Here is a 17026-nt window from a genome sequence, read left to right on the forward strand (position 1 = left end):
GGCAGAGTGGGCCGCATGGACCTGCCGGTGAACCCGCCCGTCTCGCCGATGCTGGCCAAGGCGGCGACCGGAGTCCCCGCCCAGCCCGCGGACGGGCCGGCCTGGCTGTACGAGCCGAAGTGGGACGGGTTCCGCTGCATCGTGTTCCGCGACGGCGACGAGGTCGTCCTCGGTTCGCGCAACACCAAACCCCTCACCCGGTACTTCCCCGAGGTCGAGGCGGCGGTGCGGGCCGAGCTGCCGCAGCGGTGCGTCGTCGACGGGGAGTTGTTCGTCCCCCAGCCCGGCGGTGGCCGGCTCGCGTGGGAACTGTTGTCGCAGCGCATCCACCCCGCGGCGAGCCGCACCGCGAAGCTGGCGGTCGAGACGCCCGCGCAGTTCGTCGCGTTCGACCTGCTCGCCCTCGGCGACGAGGACCTGACGGGGCTCAGCACCGCCGACCGGCGGGCGCGGCTCGTCGAGGCGCTCGCGGGCTGCGGCCCGGTCACCCACGTCACGACGGCGACGCACGACGCGGACCTGGCCACGGAGTGGTTCACGACGTTCGAGGGCGCCGGGCTGGACGGCGTCGTCGCCAAACCCCTGGCCGCGACCTACGCGCAGGGGCAGCGCGTCATGACGAAGGTCAAGCACCGGCGCACCGCGGACTGCTTCGTCGTCGGGTACCGGCTGCACAAGAGTTCCCCGGGGATCGGGTCGATGCTGCTGGGACTGCACACGGACGACGGCGTCGCGTTCGTCGGCGGGGCCGCCGCGTTCACCGCCGCGCGCCGGGTGGAACTCCTCGAGCAGCTGTCGGAGCTGCGCACGGGGGACGAACCCGCGCAGGGGGAGAAGAACCGCTGGAACGCGCGCGTCGACAACTCCTGGATCCCCGTGCGGCAGGAACTCGTCTGCGAGGTCGAGTACGACCAGCTGGAGGGGTGGCGGTTCCGGCACAACCCGCGGTTCCTGCGCTGGCGGCCGGACAAGACGCCCGAGCAGTGCCGGCTGGACCAGCTCGACGTCCCGGCCGACTACGACCTCGCCGACGTGCTGTCGGGGGCGTCGCGGTGAGCCCCAAGGCGCCGGCCGAGGAACTCGACGTCGACGGCACCCCCGTGCGGCTCACCTCGCCGGACAAGCCGTACTACCCCGCACTGGGCGAGGCCGGCACGAAGCGGCACGTCGTGGAGTTCTACCGGCTCGTGGCACCGGCCCTGCTGACCGCCGTGCGGGACCGGCCGACGTACCTGCAGCGGTTCCCCGACGGGGTGGAGGGCGAGGAGGTCTACCAGAAGCGCGTCCCGAAGTCCGCCCCCGACCACGTCGAGACCGTCCACGTGACGTTCCCCTCCGGCCGGTCCGCGGACGCGATCCGGCCCACGAACGCCGCGACCCTCGTGTGGGCCGCCCAGCAGGCGACGATCACGTTCCACCCCTGGCACTGCACGGCGCCCGACGTCGACCACCCCGACGAACTGCGCATCGACCTCGACCCGCAGCCGGGCACGGGTTTCGCGCAGGCGCGGACCGTGGCGCGGGACGTGCTGCACCCGTTGCTCACCGAGCTGGGGTGCGAGGGGTTCGTCAAGACGTCCGGTGGCCGCGGTCTGCACGTGTTCGTGACGATCGAGCCGCGCTGGACCTTCACCGAGGTGCGCCGGGCGGCGATCGCGCTGGCCCGCGAGGTGGAGCGGCGGGCCGACGGCCTCGTCACCTCGGCCTGGTGGAAGGAGGAGCGCGGCGAGACCGTCTTCGTCGACTACAACCAGAACGCCCGCGACCGGACGATCGCGAGCGCCTACTCCCTGCGCCGCACCGCGCGGGCCACGGTGTCCGCTCCCCTGAGCTGGGAGGAGCTCACCGACGACCTCGACCCCGACGACTTCACGCTGACGACGTTCCCCGCCCGCTACGCCGAGGTCGGGGACCTGTGGGCCGCGCGGGGTGAGCGGGCGCACTCCCTGGAACCGCTGCTCGCCCTGGCCGACGCGGACGGCGACGCGGGCCTCGGAGACCTCCCGTACCCGCCGAACTACCCGAAGATGCCGGGGGAACCCCAGCGCGTGCAGCCCTCCCGGGCGCGGAACCCCTGAGGTCGGCGTTCAAGCGGAACCGGGTACCGGCCGACAGGGAAGGGTGAGACCGGTCACGCCACCGGTGAGAACCCCCGGGAGCCTTCGATGTCGAGCACCGCCGCCCGCTCCACCCGCCCCACCCGGTCCCTGCTGGCCGACCGCAGCGTCCGCACCAAGGTCCTCAGCGCGCTCGGCGCCCTGGGGCTCGTCACCGTCGCCGTGAGCGCCGGGTCGCTGACCGCGCTGCACGAGGGCACGACGCGCTCGGACACCCTCTACCAGGACAGCGTCGTGGGTCTGACCGCGCTCGGCCGGGTGCACCAGGAGGAGCTCAAGACGCGCATGCTCGTCGCGCAGCACGCGGCGACGCCGGACGCGGAGGGCAAGGCGAAGGTCGCGCAGAAGATCAAGGACAGCGACGCCGAGCTGGACACGTGGGCCGCGAAGTACTCCGCGACGCCCCTGGCGGACCCGGCGGACTGGAAGGTCTTCACCGACACGTGGGCGCAGTGGCGCCAGGCGCGTGACAGCCAGCTCATCCCCGCCTCCGACAAGGGTGACCTCGTCGCCTGGTCGGCGGCCAACTCCTCCGCCGCGCAGCCGCTGGTCAGCAAGGCCGCCGACGCCCTCGACGCCATCGAGGCCGCGGAGGACGGGGAGGCCAAGGCGAACGCGCAGGCCGCCGCCGCCGAGTCCACCCGCTCGCGCAACCTCGTCCTCGTCGGGCTCCTCGTCGGGCTCGGGGTGGCCACGGCCCTCGGGTTGGCCGTCGTGCGGTCCATCACCGGCCCGCTCCGCGAGGTGTCGCAGTCGCTGGAGGCCATGGCCGCCGGGGACCTCACCGTCCCCGCCCGCGTCCAGGGCCGCGACGAGGTCGGGCAGATGGCCGCCTCCCTCGAACGTGCCCGGGACAGCGTGCGCGGCACGGTGGCCGCGATCGCGTCGTCGTCGGCCTCGCTGGCCGCGGCCTCGACGCAGCTGGCCGCCGACAGCGAACGGATCGGCTCCACGGCCGGCCAGACGGCCGCCGTCGCCGCCGAGGCCGCCGAGACGGCGGCCACCGTGGCCGCCAGCGTCGCCACCGTCGCCATGGGCGCCGGGGAGATGCAGGCCGCCATCCGCGACATCGCCTCCGGCGCCTCGGAGGCCACCGCCGTCGCCTCCCGCGCCGACGACCTGGCCGGCCGCGCCGGCGAGACCGTCGCCCGCCTCGGCGTCAGCTCGACCCAGATCGGCGACGTGGTCAAGGCCATCACCGCCATCGCCGAGCAGACGAACCTGCTGGCGCTCAACGCCACCATCGAGGCCGCGCGCGCCGGGGAGGCCGGCAAGGGCTTCGCCGTCGTCGCCGGCGAGGTCAAGGAGCTGTCCGCCCAGACCGCCCGCGCCACCGAGGACATCGCCGCCCGCGTCGGGTCCATCCAGGCCGACACGGCCGAGGCCGTCCGCGCCATCGAGAGCATCGCCGAGGTCATCGGCGAGATCAGCAACCACCAGACGACCATCGCGTCGGCCGTCGAGGAGCAGTCCGCGACGACCGCGGAGATGAGCCGCAGCGTCGGCGAGGCGGCCGCGGGGTCGGAGTCGATCTCCGAGGGCATCCGCGGCATCACCGGCTCGGCGCGCACCACGGCCGAGGTCGTCACCGGGACGCGGGCCGCGACGGACGACTTGCACCGGATGGCGGGCGAGCTCAGCTCCCTCGTGGGCCGCTTCCGCGTCTGACGCGACCCAGCAGCAGGCCCGCGACGGCGAGCGCCAGCCCGACGGACGCCACGGCGACCGCGGGACCGCGGTGGCCCGTGAGGGTCAGGGCCACCGCGACGGCGCTCGCCAGCACGGCCCCGACCAGGGCCAGTGGACCGGCCGGCACGGTGGCGCGCCCGGGGCTGCGGTGCCGGGCGGCGGGGATCCGCGTCGCGGTCCGGGAGGAGGGCGTCACGAACGGCCATCCTGGTCGGCCCGGGCACGTCCGGAGCTGCCCCGCGACGTCCGTCACCGGATCGGCCGTCGCCGGGTGACGGTGGGTGCCGGGGGTTCACCGTCCGCGGCGGGGTGCATGCTCGGCGCATGAGCGAGTCGCAGACGTACGCCGGACGCACGGCCCTGGTGACCGGGGCCTCGTCCGGGATCGGCGCGGGGTTGGCCCGCGCGCTGGCCGCCCGCGGGGCCGACCTCGTCCTCGTCGCGCGGCGCGCCGCGGCCCTGGAGGACCTCGCCGCGCAGGTGCGCGCGGAGCACGGCCGCCGCGTCGACGTGGTCCCCGCCGACCTCGCCGTCCCCGGTGCGGGCCGCGACCTGCACACGCGGGTCCTCGAGCTCGGGCTCCACGTCGACCTGCTCGTCAACAACGCCGGCTTCGGCGTCTCCGGGCCCGTGGCCGGCGCGGACGCCGACGCGCTCGTCGCCCAGGTCCCGTTGAACTGCTCCGCCGTCGTCGACCTGACGACCCGGTTCCTGCCCGCGATGGTCGCGCGGCGGTCCGGGGCCGTCGTCAACGTCGCGAGCGTCGCCGCGCTGCAACCCGTTCCCGGGATGGCGGTCTACGCCGCGACGAAGGCGTTCGTGCTGTCGTTCACCGAGGCGCTGTGGGCCGAGCAGCGCGGCAGCGGGGTGCGGATCCTGGCCGTCTGCCCCGGACCCACCGACACCCCGTTCTTCGAGGTCGCCGGCGAGGACGCGCTCGGGGGCCTGCCCCGCCGCACCGTCGACGACGTCGTCGCGACGACGCTGCGCGCGCTGGCGTCGGGGGGACCCAGCGTCGTCGACGGACCGCTGTTCACGGCGCTGGGGGTCGTGGCGAAGGTGCTGCCGCGACGGGTCGTCGCGCAGGTGTCCGGGATCGTCGCGCGGCCGAAGAGGTAGTCGTTCCGGAGCCGGTCCACCGGCGGCGGCCGCGTGGGGCCGGGTGTGGGACCGGGGGCCGCGTCGTCCCCGCGACCGGCGAGCCGGTCCCACGGCCGCACCCACGCCTGCACCCACGCCTGTACCCACGTGGGACCGGGCGTGGGGCCGGGAGTGGGGTGCACCCGTGGGTGTCCGTCGGCGCCGTCAGGACGACGCGACGGGGACACCCACGACTCGCTCCACGTGGTGACACCGGTGGGTGTCCCCGTCGGTGCGCGGCTCAGGCCACCCGGTCGGCGACGGTGGCGGCGTACGCCTCGAGCGCTTCCCGCGCGGGCGAGGCGGGCAGGGCCGCGAGGTGCGTGGCCGCGCGGTGGGCCCACTCGCGGGCGGTGGCGCGGGCGGCCTCGGTGGCGGGGTGGCGGCGCAGGGCCGCGACGGCGTCGGCGAGGACGTCGTCGTCGGCGAGGCGGCCGGAGTCGAGCAGGTCCACGACGGCGCGGGCGTCGGCGTCCCCCTCGGTGGCCGCGCGGCGGGCCAGCAGCACGGGCAGCGTCGGCACACCCTCGCGCAGGTCGGTGCCGGGGCGCTTGCCGGACTCGCCGGCGTCGCTGGCGAGGTCGAGGACGTCGTCGGCGAGCTGGAACGCGACGCCGACGTCCTCGCCGTAGCGGACCATCGCCTGCACGACGTCCTCGGAGCCGCCGGCGAAGAGGGCGCCGAAGCGCCCGGCCGTCGCGATGAGCGAGGCGGTCTTGTCGCTGAGCACGGCGAGGTAGTGCCGGACCGGGTCCTCGTCGGGCCGCGGGCCGACGGTCTCGTGCAGCTGCCCGAGGCACAGCCGCTCGAACGTCGCGGCCTGCAGCAGCACGGCCTCCGGGCCGAGTGCGGCGACGACGTTGGACGCGCGCGCGAAGAGCAGGTCACCGATGAGGATGGCCGTGTTGTTGCCGTAGAGCTGTTGCGCCGCAGGGGCTCCACGCCGCGTGGGCGCGGAGTCCATGACGTCGTCGTGGTAGAGCGAGGCCAGGTGCGTCAGCTCGCAGACGACGGCCGCTTCGAGCACCTCGTCGGGTACCGCCACGCCGGGTGCGGCGAGGTGGGCGCCGAGCAGGGTCAGCATGGGCCGCACGCGCTTGCCGCCGGCCTCGACGAGGTGGCGCGAGGGCGCGTCGGCGACGGGATCGGTGGTGCTGACGGCGTGCCGCAGGCGGACCTCGACCGCGTCGAGCGCCTCGCGCAGGGCGTCCTCGAGGGCGGGGTCGGTGGTCGGCAGGGCACCTGGCGCCGCGGCGGTGGTGTCCCGGGCCGGGTTCACGGTCGTTTTCACGAGGCAGGGGCCAATCGCTTCAGCGCCACGACCACGCGGTCGGTGGCGTCCTTCGACGTCGGGTCGGCCAGGTTGGCCAGGAGCTTGACCACGAGCTTCATCAGGCCGGGGCGCGGCAGCCCGAACCGGGTCGCGATGCGCATGACCTCGGGGTGGCCGATGAGGGAGACGAACACACGACCCAGCGTGTAGTAACCCCCCAGGTCCGCGCGAACCGCAGCGGGGTAGGACTGCAGCGCGCGCTCGCGGGCGCGCTCGTCGACGGCGTCCAGCGCGTCGTCGACGGCCCGGGCCGCCAGCCGCCCGGACTGCATGGCGTAGGCGATGCCCTCGCCGTTGAACGGGTTGACCATGCCGCCGCAGTCGCCGACGAGGACGAGCCCGCGCGTGTAGTGCGGCGTGCGGTTGAACGCCATCGGCAGGGCGGCGCCGCGGATGGGGCCGACCTGGTCCTCCTCGCTGAACCGCCACTCGGCGGGCAGGCTCGACATCCAGCGCCGCAACAGGTCGCGGTAGTCGATGTCCCCGGACCCGGGGTCGAGCACCCCGAGGCCGACGTTGGACGTCCCGTCGCCCACGCCGAAGACCCAGCCGTAGCCGGGCAGCAGCGGGCCGGTGGAGCTGTCGCCCTCGCGCAGCTCCATCCACGCCTCCATCCAGTCGTCGTCGTGACGGGGACTGGTGAAGTACGTGCGGACGGCGATGCCGAGCGGGCGGTCGTCCCGCTTGGCCAGCCCCATCGACAGGGCGAGGCGACCCCCGACCCCGTCGGCGGCGACGACGACGGGGGCGCGGTAGACGCGCTCGTCCCCGGCCTTGCGGCCCTTCTCGTCGACCGGACGGGCGGTGACGCCGACGACGTGCCCGGTGCGCTCGTCGAGGACGGGGCCGGTGACGCTCGTCCGCTCGGCCACGGTCGCGCCGCCGGCGCGGGCGTGCTGCACGAGGGTCTGGTCGAAGGAGGACCGCGTGGCGACCAGCCCGTAGGAGGGGAAGTCGGTGATCTCCGGCCACGGGACCTGCATCCGGACGCCGCCGCCGAGCAGGCGCAGCCCCTTGTTGCGGATCCAGCCGTCGCTCTCGTCGGTGCGCAGGCCGAGCTGGTCGAGCTCGTGGACGGCGCGCGGGGTCAGCCCGTCACCGCAGACCTTCTCGCGTGGGAACGACGACTTCTCCAGGACGAGCACGTTGCGGCCCGCGTCCGCGAGGTGGCGCGCCAGCGTCGAGCCGGCCGGCCCCGCTCCGACGACGAGCACGTCCGCGTCCTGCGTCACCATGGTCCCTCCGCTCGTGAAAACTTTCACGAAGTCTAGTCGTCAGCCGGCCGAGCGCACGGCGCGGTGCATCGCCACGACGCCGAACGAGAGGTTGCGCCACGCGACCCGCTCCCAGCCCGCCGCACCGATGCGCAGGGCCAGCTCGGCCTGGTCCGGCCAGGCGTCGATCGAGTCGACGAGGTAGCTGTAGGCCTCCCCGTGCGAGCTGACCAGGCGCGCCACCCGCGGCAACCCGTGGTGCAGGTACGTCGTGTAGGCCTTGCGCAGCAACGGGTTCGGGATGGTCGAGAACTCGCACACCACGAGCCGGCCGCCCGGCCGCACGACGCGGGCCATCTCACGCAGCCCCGCGTCGGGGTCGACGACGTTGCGCAGGCCGAAGGAGATCGTCGCCGCGTCGAAGACGCCGTCGGCGAAGGGCAGCCGGGTCGCGTCGCCCACCACGAAACCGAGGTCGGGGCGGCGGTGCTTGCCCGCGTGGACCATGCCGGCGGAGAAGTCGCACGGCACGACGCGGACACCGCGGTCGGCGAACGGCTCGCTGGAGCGACCCGTCCCCGCGGCGAGGTCGAGCACGGTCTCCCCCGGGCGCGCGTCGACGGCCCGCAGGACGGCCCGTCGCCACAGCCGGTCCTGGCCCACGGACAGGACGTCGTTGGTGCGGTCGTACTTCTGCGCGACGTCGTCGAACATGCCCGCGACCTGCGCCGGTCGCTTGCTGAGGTCGGCCAGTTCGCGCTGGGTCGTCACGTCGGGGGTACCCACCCCTCCAGTCTCGCAGCCGTGCGCGATCCCGCCGTCCAGGTCGCCCGCCGCGGACGGTGATCCCGGACACCCCCCGACCCTCGGCCCGGACCCCGCGCGGAAAACACTCCTTCCGCCCCTCGAAGGGGCGTCGAAGGGCGGAAGGAGTGTTTTCCGCCGGGGAGGTCAGGCGTCGAGGACGGCGGCGCGGACGGCGGCGGTGATGCGCTCCAGGCGCGGCCGGACGGCGGCGCGGTCGGTGAGCAGCTCCACGACGCGCAGGCCCGCCGGCGGGGTCGCGAGGACGGCGGCCGCCTCGGCGCGGGTCCGCGGGCGGACGTGCGGGACGCCGAAGGCCGCGCACAGGGCGGCGACGTCGACGCCGTGGGGCGTGGCGACGACCCGTTCGAACGTCGGCCGCGGCACGACGGCGGCGTGCTCGAGCGTCTCGAAGATCCCACCGCCGTCGTCGTTGACGAGGACGACGGTGAGGTCGGGACGGCTCTCCCCCGGCACCGGCAGCAGCGCGTTGGCGTCGTGCAGGAACGCGAGGTCGCCGACGAGCAGGCGGGTCGGGCCGAGGACGGTCGCGAGGCCCTCGGCCGTGGCCAGGGTGCCGTCGATCCCCGCCAGGCCGCGGTTCGACACCGTCCGCACCCCGCGCGGGTGCCCGGCCAGGTCGACGTCGCGCACGGCGTTGCTGGCCGCCACGACGAGGACGGACCCGTCGGCGGCGCAGGCGCGGACGACCTCGCGCGCGGCCCACGGTCCGGCGAGCGCGGTCTCGGCGTCCACGACGGCGTCGACGGCGTCGGCCGCGAGCTTGGCGGCGCGGTCCCAGCGGGCGGCGAAGTCCTGCTCACCGGCCTGCGGGTGACCCGTCACCGTGGCGGCCGGCAGCACGCGCGCGGCGCGGAACCCGGCGTCGGGCCAGGTCCCGTCGGGGCTGACGACGACGAGCTCGACGTCGTCGCGGGCCAGCAGCCGCGTCACGGGACGCGAGAGCGTGGGGTGACCGAAGAGGACGACGCGGTCGACGTCGCCCAGCCGCCCCTGGGAGTCCTCGGCGTCCAGCAGCAGGCGGTAGGGCCCGACGGCGCGTTCGCCGCCGCGGGCCCCCGAGCTGGGTTCGGCCAGCAGCGGCCAACCGGCGTGCTCGGCCAGCTCCCGTGCGGCCCGGCCGGTCGCGGGGTCGGGGGCGTCGCCCGCGAGCACCAGCGTGCGCGGGCCGCGGTCCAGCACGACCGGTTGCGGCGCAACGGTCTCCGCGACGACCGTCAGGCCCGTCGTCGAGGGCGGCAGGACGTCCGGGGAGGGCGTGAGCGGGTCGGCGAAGCCGACGTCGAGGTGCACGGGGCCAGGGCCGTCACCGCGCAGACCGCGCGCGGCGGCCACGGCACGGGAGACGACCGAACGCCACGCCGGGGCCTGGGCCACCGGGTCGACGGGGGCCGGCAGGTCGGCGCTGTAGCGCACCGACGGCAGGAACATCCGCGCCTGGGCGTCGGCGGTCTGGCTGGCCCCGGAGCCGCGCAGCTCGTGCGGGCGGTCGGCCGACAGCACCACGAGCGGCACCCCGGCGTGGTGCGCCTCCAGGACGGCGGGGTGCAGGTTGGCGACGGCGGTCCCGCTCGTCGTCACGACGGCCACGAGCTCCCCCGCCCGGGCCAGGCCCAGGGCGAGGAACCCGGCGCTGCGCTCGTCGATGCGCACGTGCAGCCGCAACCGGCCCTCGTCGGCCGCGCGGGCGGCCGCGTAGGCCAGGGGCGCGCTGCGCGACCCGGGGCTCAGGACGAGGTGTCGCAGGCCGAGCCGGACCAGGGCGTCGACGAGGACCGTCGCGAAGGCGGTCGAGGGGTTCACCCCTCCATGGTGCGCCCGCAGGCGTGTGGCAGCCTGCCGCGGTGACCGGAACAGCGCCGTCCATCGACGAGATCCTCGCCACCTTCGCCACGGACACGCTCGTGGACCGCCTCGGCATCCGCTTCCTGGAGATGAGCCCGGAACGTCTCGTCGCGACCATGCCCGTCGAGGGCAACACGCAGGTCGCGGGGTTCCTGCACGGCGGTGCGAGCTGCGCCCTGGCCGAGACGCTGGGCTCCGTCGGCGCCTTCCTGCACGTCTGGCCCGGCGGGCTCGCGCTCGGCACGGACATCAACGCCACCCACCACCGCTCGGTGCGCTCCGGGCTGGTGACGGGGGTCGCGACGGCGATCTCGTTGGGCCGCACGCTGTGCAGCCACGAGGTCGTCATCTCCGACGAGGAGGGCCGCCGGTTGTGCACGGCCCGCATCACCAACTACGTGCGGGCCGCGCAGCCGTCCTGACGGTTCAGGAGCCGAGCGTCGGCCCCACGACGGCCAGCGCGAGACCGGCCACGACGAGCACGAGCAGCCCGATCGCCAGGGCCCGCCCGACCGGGTGACCGACGTTGATCGTCCAGCCCACCCCGACGCGCTTGGGGACGAGCAGGGCCGGGTCCTCGCGGTTGACGTAGAGCAGGCCGCCGCGCCAGAGGCGGTCGTCGTCGGGGGCCTGGGGCGCACCCTCGGCGGGCGCGGGGGCCTCGGTGCGGCTGCGCACGACGGTGGCGAGCACGGCCGCGACGAGGACGAGGCCGAAGACCGCCAGCGCGGCGTCCGTCCAGCGCAACCGCTGCGGGTGCAGCCACCCGTCGAGGACGATCGCGCTGACCAGCCCGGCGCTCAGCAGCGAGCACACACCCAGCAGCGACTGCGCGGCGCGTTCGGTCGCGAGCGGCCGGGCGAGGGGGTCGGGGTCCCCCGCGCGCGGCCGCAGCGGCGCGGCCCGCACGACGCGGGCCAGGACGAGCAGGAACACCGTGAGCCCGACCGCGACGAGCAGCGGGCCGAACGCGCTCCAGAACGACCGGGCGGCGAAGGCGTCGGGCCGGCCGGAGGTGCCCCAGTGCGTCGGGAACGGATCGGGCAGGGTGTCGTAGCGGCTCCACCCGACGGCCGCGGTCGCCAGCACGAGCGCGACGGACAGCAGGTACCAGTGGACGGCCACGGGGGGCCGGGGCACCTCGCCCAGCGGGGCGGTGAGCCGCACGGGGACGTCGCGGAACCAGCCCTCGGAGGTCTTGGCAGCGCGGATCGGCCTGCGGCACAGCACGAAGGCGCCCAGCCCCAGGACCACCAGCCCGTAGGTGGCGGGCAGCAGACCCGCCGGTGAGGGCACCAGCGCGGCCACCAGGACACCGACGAGGGTGAGCGCGGCGACGACCCCGCGGTAGGTGCGGACGGCGTGCCGCACGACGGGGGCACCGGCGCGTTCGTGCGGGACGGCGACGCCGAGCGGCAGGGTGCGAGCCGACAGCGACGGGACGAGCAGCAGCGTGAGCCCGACGAGCAGGCAGGCGCCGACGCCGATGGCAGCGGTGGTGGTGTGGTTCACGACGTCTCCTCGCGGGGGGTGGGTGCGAGGTCGGCCACGACCTCGCGGCAGACGGCGACGACGTCGGGGACGCCGTGGGCGTGGCCCTCGGCGAGCAGGGTGAGCACCCGGGCGCGCCAGTCGCCGAGCACGTGCGGCGGGGAGGGCGGGTCCCCGGGACCGCGGGCGACGACGGAGCCGGACTTGTTCGTCGTCCGCAGGAAGCCCTCGCCGCGCAGGCGGTCGTACGCCTTGGCGACGGTGGCGGTGTTGATGCCGAAGCCGGCGGCCAGGGCGCGCACCGAGGGCAGCGACGACCCGACCGGCAGGGACCCGGCGGCGATGGCCTCGACCACGCGGTCGCGGATCTGCTGGTAGATGGGGACCTCGGACGTGGGGTCGAGCTCGAGCAACGGTGTCGACACCGGACCACCTCCCATCTGTCCCACCAACAGTAGGACAGATGGGACAGATGCACCAGACCTCACGCACCGGGCGTCAGCGGTCCCGCGTGCGCGCCCCCACGAGCAGCAGCGCGACGACGAAGGCCCCGTCGGCCGCCACGACGACGACCGAGGGCCCCCACGACCCCGCCACCCCGACCGCGGCGACCACCAGCGCCGCGAGCAGCCCGGCGAGGACCGCGAGGACCCGCCCCCGACGGGCGCTCACCGCGGTCACGACCGGGGCCCGGGCAGGAACTGCTCGACCCGCGCGACCGCCAGTCCGATCCGCGGCAGGTCGGCCGTGCGCTCGAAGCACACGAACCGCGGGACCCAGCGCGGCTGGTACTTGGCGTTGCTGCGGTAGAGCTGCTCGAGCTGCCAGGCGCGGGAGAACGCGACGAGCACCCGGTACCAGAGTCGCAGCACCGGCCCCGCCCCCAACCGCGACCCGCGGTCGAAGACCGAGCGGAACACCGCGAAGTTCAGCGAGATGCGTGCGAGGGCGTTCTCCCGGGCGAAGGCCACGACGTCGGTCACGACCAGCTCGACCGTGCCGTTGGGCGCCTCGGGGTGGCGTCGCATGAGGTCCAGCGACACCCCGTGCCCGCCCCACGGGACGAACGTGAGCACCGCGAGCAGCTCCCCTCCGGCCGCCCGCGCCGTCGCCACCAGCAGGTCCGGGTCCGCCTCGTCGCCCAGGCGCCCCAAGGCCATCGAGAAACCGCGCTCGCGGCCCTCGCGCCAGACCGCCGCGGACCCCGCGATCTCCTCCAGCTCGGTCTCCGGGACGTCCCGCTGGCGGCGGATCGTCACCTGCGTGCCCGAACGCCGGGCGCGGTTCACCGCCTGCCGCAGCGAGCGGACCGCCCGCCCCTCCAGGCTGAACGTCGACACGTCGAGCACCGCCTCGTCGCCCACCTCCAGGACCTGCAGCCCCGCGCGGTGGTAGACCGCGGCACCCGCCTCGGACGTGCCGACGACGGCCGGCACCCAGGCGTGGGCGGCGAGCTGGCGGCGCCACTCCTCCACCGCCGCAGGCCAGGACGTCTCGTTGCCGACCGGGTCGCCGCTCGCGACGCTCACCCCGCCGACGACGCGGTGCACGACCGCGGCCCGCCCGTTGGGGGCGAAGACGGCCGTCTTGTCGCGGCGCAGGTTGAAGTAGCCGAGCGCGTCCCCGTCACCCTCCGTCGCCAACAGGTGCCGCAGGCGCTCCTCGTCGGCGCCCAGCGCCGCCGGGTCGGCCGCGGGCTGGAACAGGAACCAGGTGGTGAGCAGGACCAGGACGGTCCCCGCCGCGTTCAGCGCGACGTCGACCCACCCCGGGACGAGCACCCCGTCGGGGAAGATCACGAAGCTGTCGACGGACACGAGCGTCCCGGCCGCGGCGTACCAGACGCGGTCGACGACGGCGCCCGCGCTCTCCTGCGTCGCCACGACGAGCGCCGTGCCCACGACCAGCCACGCGGCGAACGCCCCGCCCCCGATGCGCAGGGCCTGACGCACCCCCAGCCGCGAGGGCAGCACCGCGAACCGCGGCCGCGCCAGGGCCAGCAGCCCCAGCACGACGAGCTGCACCGACAGCAGCCCCAGCGGCAGCGTCACCTGCTCCAGCGCCCCCCAGAGGACGTTGAACAGGGCGTTGAGCGTCGTCACGACCACGGCCGTCCACCACGCGGCCCGCTTGCGCTGGTGCAGGGAGCGGGCCAGGAGCAGCAGGACCGTCCCGTAGCCCAGGCTGGGCCAGCTCGTCGCGAAGACCAGGTCGACGACGAACGGGACGCTCTGCGCCCGGTCCGACAGCGGCGCGTGCACGGCCATCGCCAGCGACAGCAGTCCCGAGAGGAGGAACACCCACGTCGTGGCCCGGGCCGCGACCCCCCGCGCCGTCCGCAGCACCCGACCCCCCGGGTCCCGCTGCGTCTCCCCCCGTCCCGCCGGCGCGACCTGCACCTCGCTGCGCACGTCCGTGCTCACGGTTCCGCCTTCCCCCACGTCGATCCCCCGCCGACCGGGAGGACGTCCCGGCCGGTCCCTGTGAGCTTGCCCGGCAGTCGAGGGGCGCCGCGTCAGCCTGGGGAAGGGATCGCGGGGGCGCGACCCCCCTCCGACGGCGGGGGTCCCTCCACCCGGGGTACGACGCCGGTGGCCCACCGCGGTCCGGGGGCAGGGCTCCGGGTCTCGGGGGTCCGATCAGCCGGCGGGCGGGGCCTGCCGCGCGACGAGGGCCGCCTGCATCCGGCTGCGGACGCCGAGCTTGCCGAGGATCGAGCTGACGTGGTCCTTCACGGTGCCGACGCCGAGGTCGAGCTCGGCACCCACCTCGGCGTTGGACAGGCCGCGGGCCAGCAGGCCGAGGACGTCGCGTTCGCGGGCGGTCAACGTGGCGAGCCGGCGCAGGGTCTCGGGGGTGACGCCGGTGACCTCGGCGTGCTCGGTGAGCAGGGTGCGGGCCGCCCGGGGCGACAGCACGACCCCGCCCGAGGCCAGGGTCCGGACGGCCTGCAGCAGGCCGAGCGGGTCGGTGTCCTTGAGCAGGAAGCCCGCGGCGCCCGCGCGCATCGCCCGCGCGACCTGCTGGTCGCCGTCGAACGTCGTCAGCATCGCGACGACCGGCGGGGACGGCGCCCGCAGGACCTCCTCGAGCACCGTCAACCCGTCCACGACCGGCATCCGCAGGTCAAGGAGCACGACGTCGGGGCGCTCGCGGGCGACGAGCGCGACGGCGTCCTCGCCCGAGCACGCGCCGACGACACGGACGTCGCCCTCGGCCTGCAGGATCATCGTCAGCCCGGACCGGACGAGCGCCTCGTCGTCGACGACGACCACCCGGACCACCGCCTGCACCTGCGCCGGGGGCCCCCCGTCAGTCACGCGCAGCCGGCGGGAGCGTGGCGTACGCGGCGCGGAGCCGGTCGTGCCAGTGCCGCACGCGGTCCGGTGGCGCGGCGAAGCGTTGCAGGAGCCCGGGATCGGCCGCGACCGCCCCGACGGGCAGGCTCCCGTCGACGGGCAGCAGCGGGGCGTGGGTGACGTCGGCCGCGAGCAGCGCCGCCGTCCCCAGCCCGCACGCGTACGGCAGGTCCGGCAGGGCCGCGGCGAGCGCCGTCCCCGCGGCGATGCCGACGCTCGTGTCGAGCGCGGAGGACACGACGACGGGCAGCCCGCACGCCTGCGCGACCGCGAGCGCCCGCCGCACCCCGCGCAGCGGCGCCACCTTCACCACGACGACGTCGGCGGCCTCCAGCCCGGCGACGCGCAGCGGGTCCTCGGCCTTGCGGACGCTCTCGTCGGCCGCGAGAGGGACGACCGTGCCGGCGGCGGCGAGGCGGCGGCGCAGCAGCGCCATCTCCTCCAGCGTCGCGCAGGGCTGCTCGGCGTACTCCAGGCCGACGGGGGCCAGCTCGCCGAGGACGCGTTCGGCCTCCTCCAGGCTCCAGCCCGCGTTGGCGTCGACGCGGATCCGGCCCGTGGGGCCGAGGACGTCGCGGACGGCGGCGACGCGGGCGACGTCCTCGCGCCGCCGCACCGCGGGGTCCGCGCCCGCCTCGGCGACCTTGACCTTGGCCGTCCGGCAGCCGGGGAAGCGCGCCAGGACCGCGGGGACGTCGTCGGCCGGGACGGCGGGGACGGTGGCGTTGACCTCCACGCGGTCGCGGTGCGCGGCGGGCCAGCCGTGCCAGGCCGCCTCGACCCCGGCCTCCAGCCAGCGGCCGGCCTCGGCGGGTCCGTACTCCAGGAAGGGGCTGAACTCACCCCAGCCGGCCGGGCCCTCCAGCAGCAGCGCCTCGCGTTCGAGCAGCCCGCGGAAGCGGCGGTTCAGGGGCAGGCGGACGACGTGGGCGCGGGCGAGCAGCTCCTCGACGGGCGGGAGCTGGGGGGCCGGAACCTCCGGCTGCACGGCGGGCACGGGCCCAGCATGGCGCGCGGACCCGGCGAGGACCGCGCAGGGGCCCGCCGGGGTCGGGCCCTAGGCTCGGGGCGTGTCGGCCCTTCCCGGTGTGAGCGAGACCTTCGACCCGACGGCGTGGGCGGAGGTGCCCGGGTTCGAGGACCTGCAGGACATCACCTACCACCGCAGCGTGGTCGACGGTCCAGGGCGGGGCACGGTGCGCATCGCGTTCGACCGCCCGGAGGTCCGCAACGCGTTCCGGCCCGGCACGGTCGACGAGCTGGCCCGGACCCTGGACCACGCCCGCCGCACCCCCGACGTCGGGTGCGTGCTGCTGACCGGGAACGGTCCGAGCCCGAAGGACGGCGGCTGGGCGTTCTGCTCCGGCGGGGACCAGCGCATCCGCGGCCGCTCGGGCTACCAGTACGCGCAGGGCGAGACGTCGGACACCGTCGACGCGGTGCGGACGAAGGCCGAGGGCGGCCGGTTGCACATCTTGGAGGTGCAGCGCCTCATCCGGTTCATGCCGAAGGTCGTCATCGCGGTCGTCCCGGGGTGGGCCGCCGGGGGCGGGCACAGCCTGCACGTCGTGGCCGACCTGACGCTGGCCAGCGCCGAGCACGCCCGGTTCAAGCAGACCGACGCCGACGTCGGCTCGTTCGACGCCGGGTACGGGTCGGCGTACCTGGCCCGGCAGGTGGGGCAGAAGTTCGCCCGCGAGATCTTCTTCCTGGGCCGTCCCTACACGGCGCAGCAGGCGCACGAGATGGGGATGGTCAACGAGGTCGTCCCGCACGCCGAGCTCGAGGCGACGGCGCTGCAGTGGGCGGCGGAGGTCAACGGGAAGTCCCCCACCGCGCAGCGGATGCTGAAGTTCGCGTTCAACGCCGTGGACGACGGGATGGTCGGGCAGCAGGTGTTCGCCGGGGAGGCGACGCGGCTCGCGTACATGACGGACGAGGCCGTCGAGGGCCGGGACGCGTTCCTGGGCAAGCGGGAACCCGACTGGTCGCCGTTCCCCTGGTACTTCTGAG

General features: G+C 75.6%; 17 protein-coding genes. 6 read left to right on the top strand and 11 right to left on the bottom strand.

Features of this window, described 5'->3' with window-relative positions:
- The first annotated feature begins 15 nt into the window (after window positions 1-15).
- The 3 genes from AB0637_RS13770 (at window position 16) to AB0637_RS13780 (ending at window position 3785) form a co-directional block, all read left to right on the top strand.
- Window positions 16-1056, top strand: coding sequence for an ATP-dependent DNA ligase (locus AB0637_RS13770; RefSeq protein ID WP_366172972.1), 1041 nt, complete (start codon window positions 16-18; stop codon window positions 1054-1056).
- Window positions 1053-2078, top strand: coding sequence for a non-homologous end-joining DNA ligase (gene ligD, locus AB0637_RS13775; protein ID WP_366172973.1), 1026 nt, complete (start codon window positions 1053-1055; stop codon window positions 2076-2078). Before AB0637_RS13770 ends, ligD begins: the two co-directional genes overlap by 4 nt.
- An 87-nt stretch (window positions 2079-2165) precedes the next feature.
- Entirely contained in the window at window positions 2166-3785 is a 1620-nt protein-coding gene (locus AB0637_RS13780; RefSeq protein ID WP_366172974.1) for a methyl-accepting chemotaxis protein, read from the top strand.
- On the opposite strand, the gene AB0637_RS13785 is transcribed toward AB0637_RS13780, so the two are convergent.
- Complete coding sequence (locus tag AB0637_RS13785) at window positions 3754-4002, bottom strand: hypothetical protein (RefSeq protein WP_366172975.1); 249 nt, start codon at window positions 4000-4002, stop codon at window positions 3754-3756. The two genes, AB0637_RS13780 and AB0637_RS13785, sit on opposite strands and share 32 nt — an antisense overlap.
- A gap of 128 nt (window positions 4003-4130) precedes the next feature.
- Between AB0637_RS13785 and AB0637_RS13790 the strand changes: the two genes are divergently transcribed.
- Window positions 4131-4925 (top strand): SDR family NAD(P)-dependent oxidoreductase, encoded by a 795-nt coding sequence (locus AB0637_RS13790; protein WP_366172977.1) that lies wholly within the window; start codon window positions 4131-4133, stop codon window positions 4923-4925.
- A gap of 262 nt (window positions 4926-5187) precedes the next feature.
- Here the strand turns inward: AB0637_RS13790 and AB0637_RS13795 are convergent, their stop codons facing one another.
- From AB0637_RS13795 to menD, 4 genes are all read right to left on the bottom strand, one after another.
- Complete coding sequence (locus AB0637_RS13795; protein WP_366173019.1) at window positions 5188-6183, bottom strand: polyprenyl synthetase family protein; 996 nt, start codon at window positions 6181-6183, stop codon at window positions 5188-5190.
- A 50-nt stretch (window positions 6184-6233) separates the two neighbouring features.
- Window positions 6234-7514 carry a geranylgeranyl reductase family protein gene (locus tag AB0637_RS13800; RefSeq protein ID WP_366172978.1) on the bottom strand — a complete coding sequence of 427 codons (1281 nt, stop codon included), beginning with the start codon at window positions 7512-7514 and terminating at the stop codon, window positions 6234-6236.
- Between the two features lie 39 nt (window positions 7515-7553).
- Window positions 7554-8279, bottom strand: a complete 726-nt coding sequence (locus tag AB0637_RS13805) for a demethylmenaquinone methyltransferase (protein WP_366172979.1) — start codon at window positions 8277-8279, stop codon at window positions 7554-7556.
- A 165-nt stretch (window positions 8280-8444) separates the two neighbouring features.
- On the bottom strand, window positions 8445-10121 hold the full coding sequence (menD, locus tag AB0637_RS13810; RefSeq protein ID WP_366172980.1) for a 2-succinyl-5-enolpyruvyl-6-hydroxy-3-cyclohexene-1-carboxylic-acid synthase: 1677 nt from the start codon (window positions 10119-10121) through the stop codon (window positions 8445-8447).
- 41 nt (window positions 10122-10162) lie between these two features.
- Between menD and AB0637_RS13815 the strand changes: the two genes are divergently transcribed.
- Complete coding sequence (locus tag AB0637_RS13815; protein WP_366172982.1) at window positions 10163-10585, top strand: hotdog fold thioesterase; 423 nt, start codon at window positions 10163-10165, stop codon at window positions 10583-10585.
- A 4-nt stretch (window positions 10586-10589) separates the two neighbouring features.
- On the opposite strand, the gene AB0637_RS13820 is transcribed toward AB0637_RS13815, so the two are convergent.
- The 6 genes from AB0637_RS13820 to AB0637_RS13845 form a co-directional block, all read right to left on the bottom strand.
- Window positions 10590-11675, bottom strand: a complete 1086-nt coding sequence (locus AB0637_RS13820) for a DUF5808 domain-containing protein (protein ID WP_366172983.1) — start codon at window positions 11673-11675, stop codon at window positions 10590-10592.
- Window positions 11672-12079, bottom strand: coding sequence for a GntR family transcriptional regulator (locus tag AB0637_RS13825; RefSeq protein ID WP_366172984.1), 408 nt, complete (start codon window positions 12077-12079; stop codon window positions 11672-11674). Before AB0637_RS13825 ends, AB0637_RS13820 begins: the two co-directional genes overlap by 4 nt.
- 73 nt (window positions 12080-12152) lie before the next feature.
- Window positions 12153-12326, bottom strand: coding sequence for a hypothetical protein (locus AB0637_RS13830; protein ID WP_366172985.1), 174 nt, complete (start codon window positions 12324-12326; stop codon window positions 12153-12155).
- Between the two features lie 5 nt (window positions 12327-12331).
- Window positions 12332-14077: a phosphatidylglycerol lysyltransferase domain-containing protein gene (locus AB0637_RS13835; RefSeq protein ID WP_366172986.1), complete on the bottom strand. Its 1746-nt coding sequence runs from the start codon at window positions 14075-14077 to the stop codon at window positions 12332-12334.
- 216 nt (window positions 14078-14293) lie between these two features.
- Window positions 14294-14974 (bottom strand): response regulator transcription factor, encoded by a 681-nt coding sequence (locus AB0637_RS13840; protein ID WP_366172987.1) that lies wholly within the window; start codon window positions 14972-14974, stop codon window positions 14294-14296.
- Window positions 14967-16010, bottom strand: a complete 1044-nt coding sequence (locus AB0637_RS13845) for an o-succinylbenzoate synthase (protein ID WP_366172988.1) — start codon at window positions 16008-16010, stop codon at window positions 14967-14969. The genes AB0637_RS13840 and AB0637_RS13845 overlap by 8 nt, the downstream gene beginning before the upstream one ends.
- A 73-nt stretch (window positions 16011-16083) precedes the next feature.
- Here AB0637_RS13845 and AB0637_RS13850 point away from each other — a divergent pair, with 73 nt between their 5' ends.
- On the top strand, window positions 16084-17025 hold the full coding sequence (locus AB0637_RS13850) for a 1,4-dihydroxy-2-naphthoyl-CoA synthase (protein ID WP_366172989.1): 942 nt from the start codon (window positions 16084-16086) through the stop codon (window positions 17023-17025).
- The last annotated feature ends 1 nt before the right edge of the window (window position 17026 follow it).

Source organism: Kineococcus sp. NPDC059986 (assembly GCF_040702905.1).
Taxonomy (GTDB): Bacteria; Actinomycetota; Actinomycetes; order Actinomycetales; family Kineococcaceae; genus Kineococcus.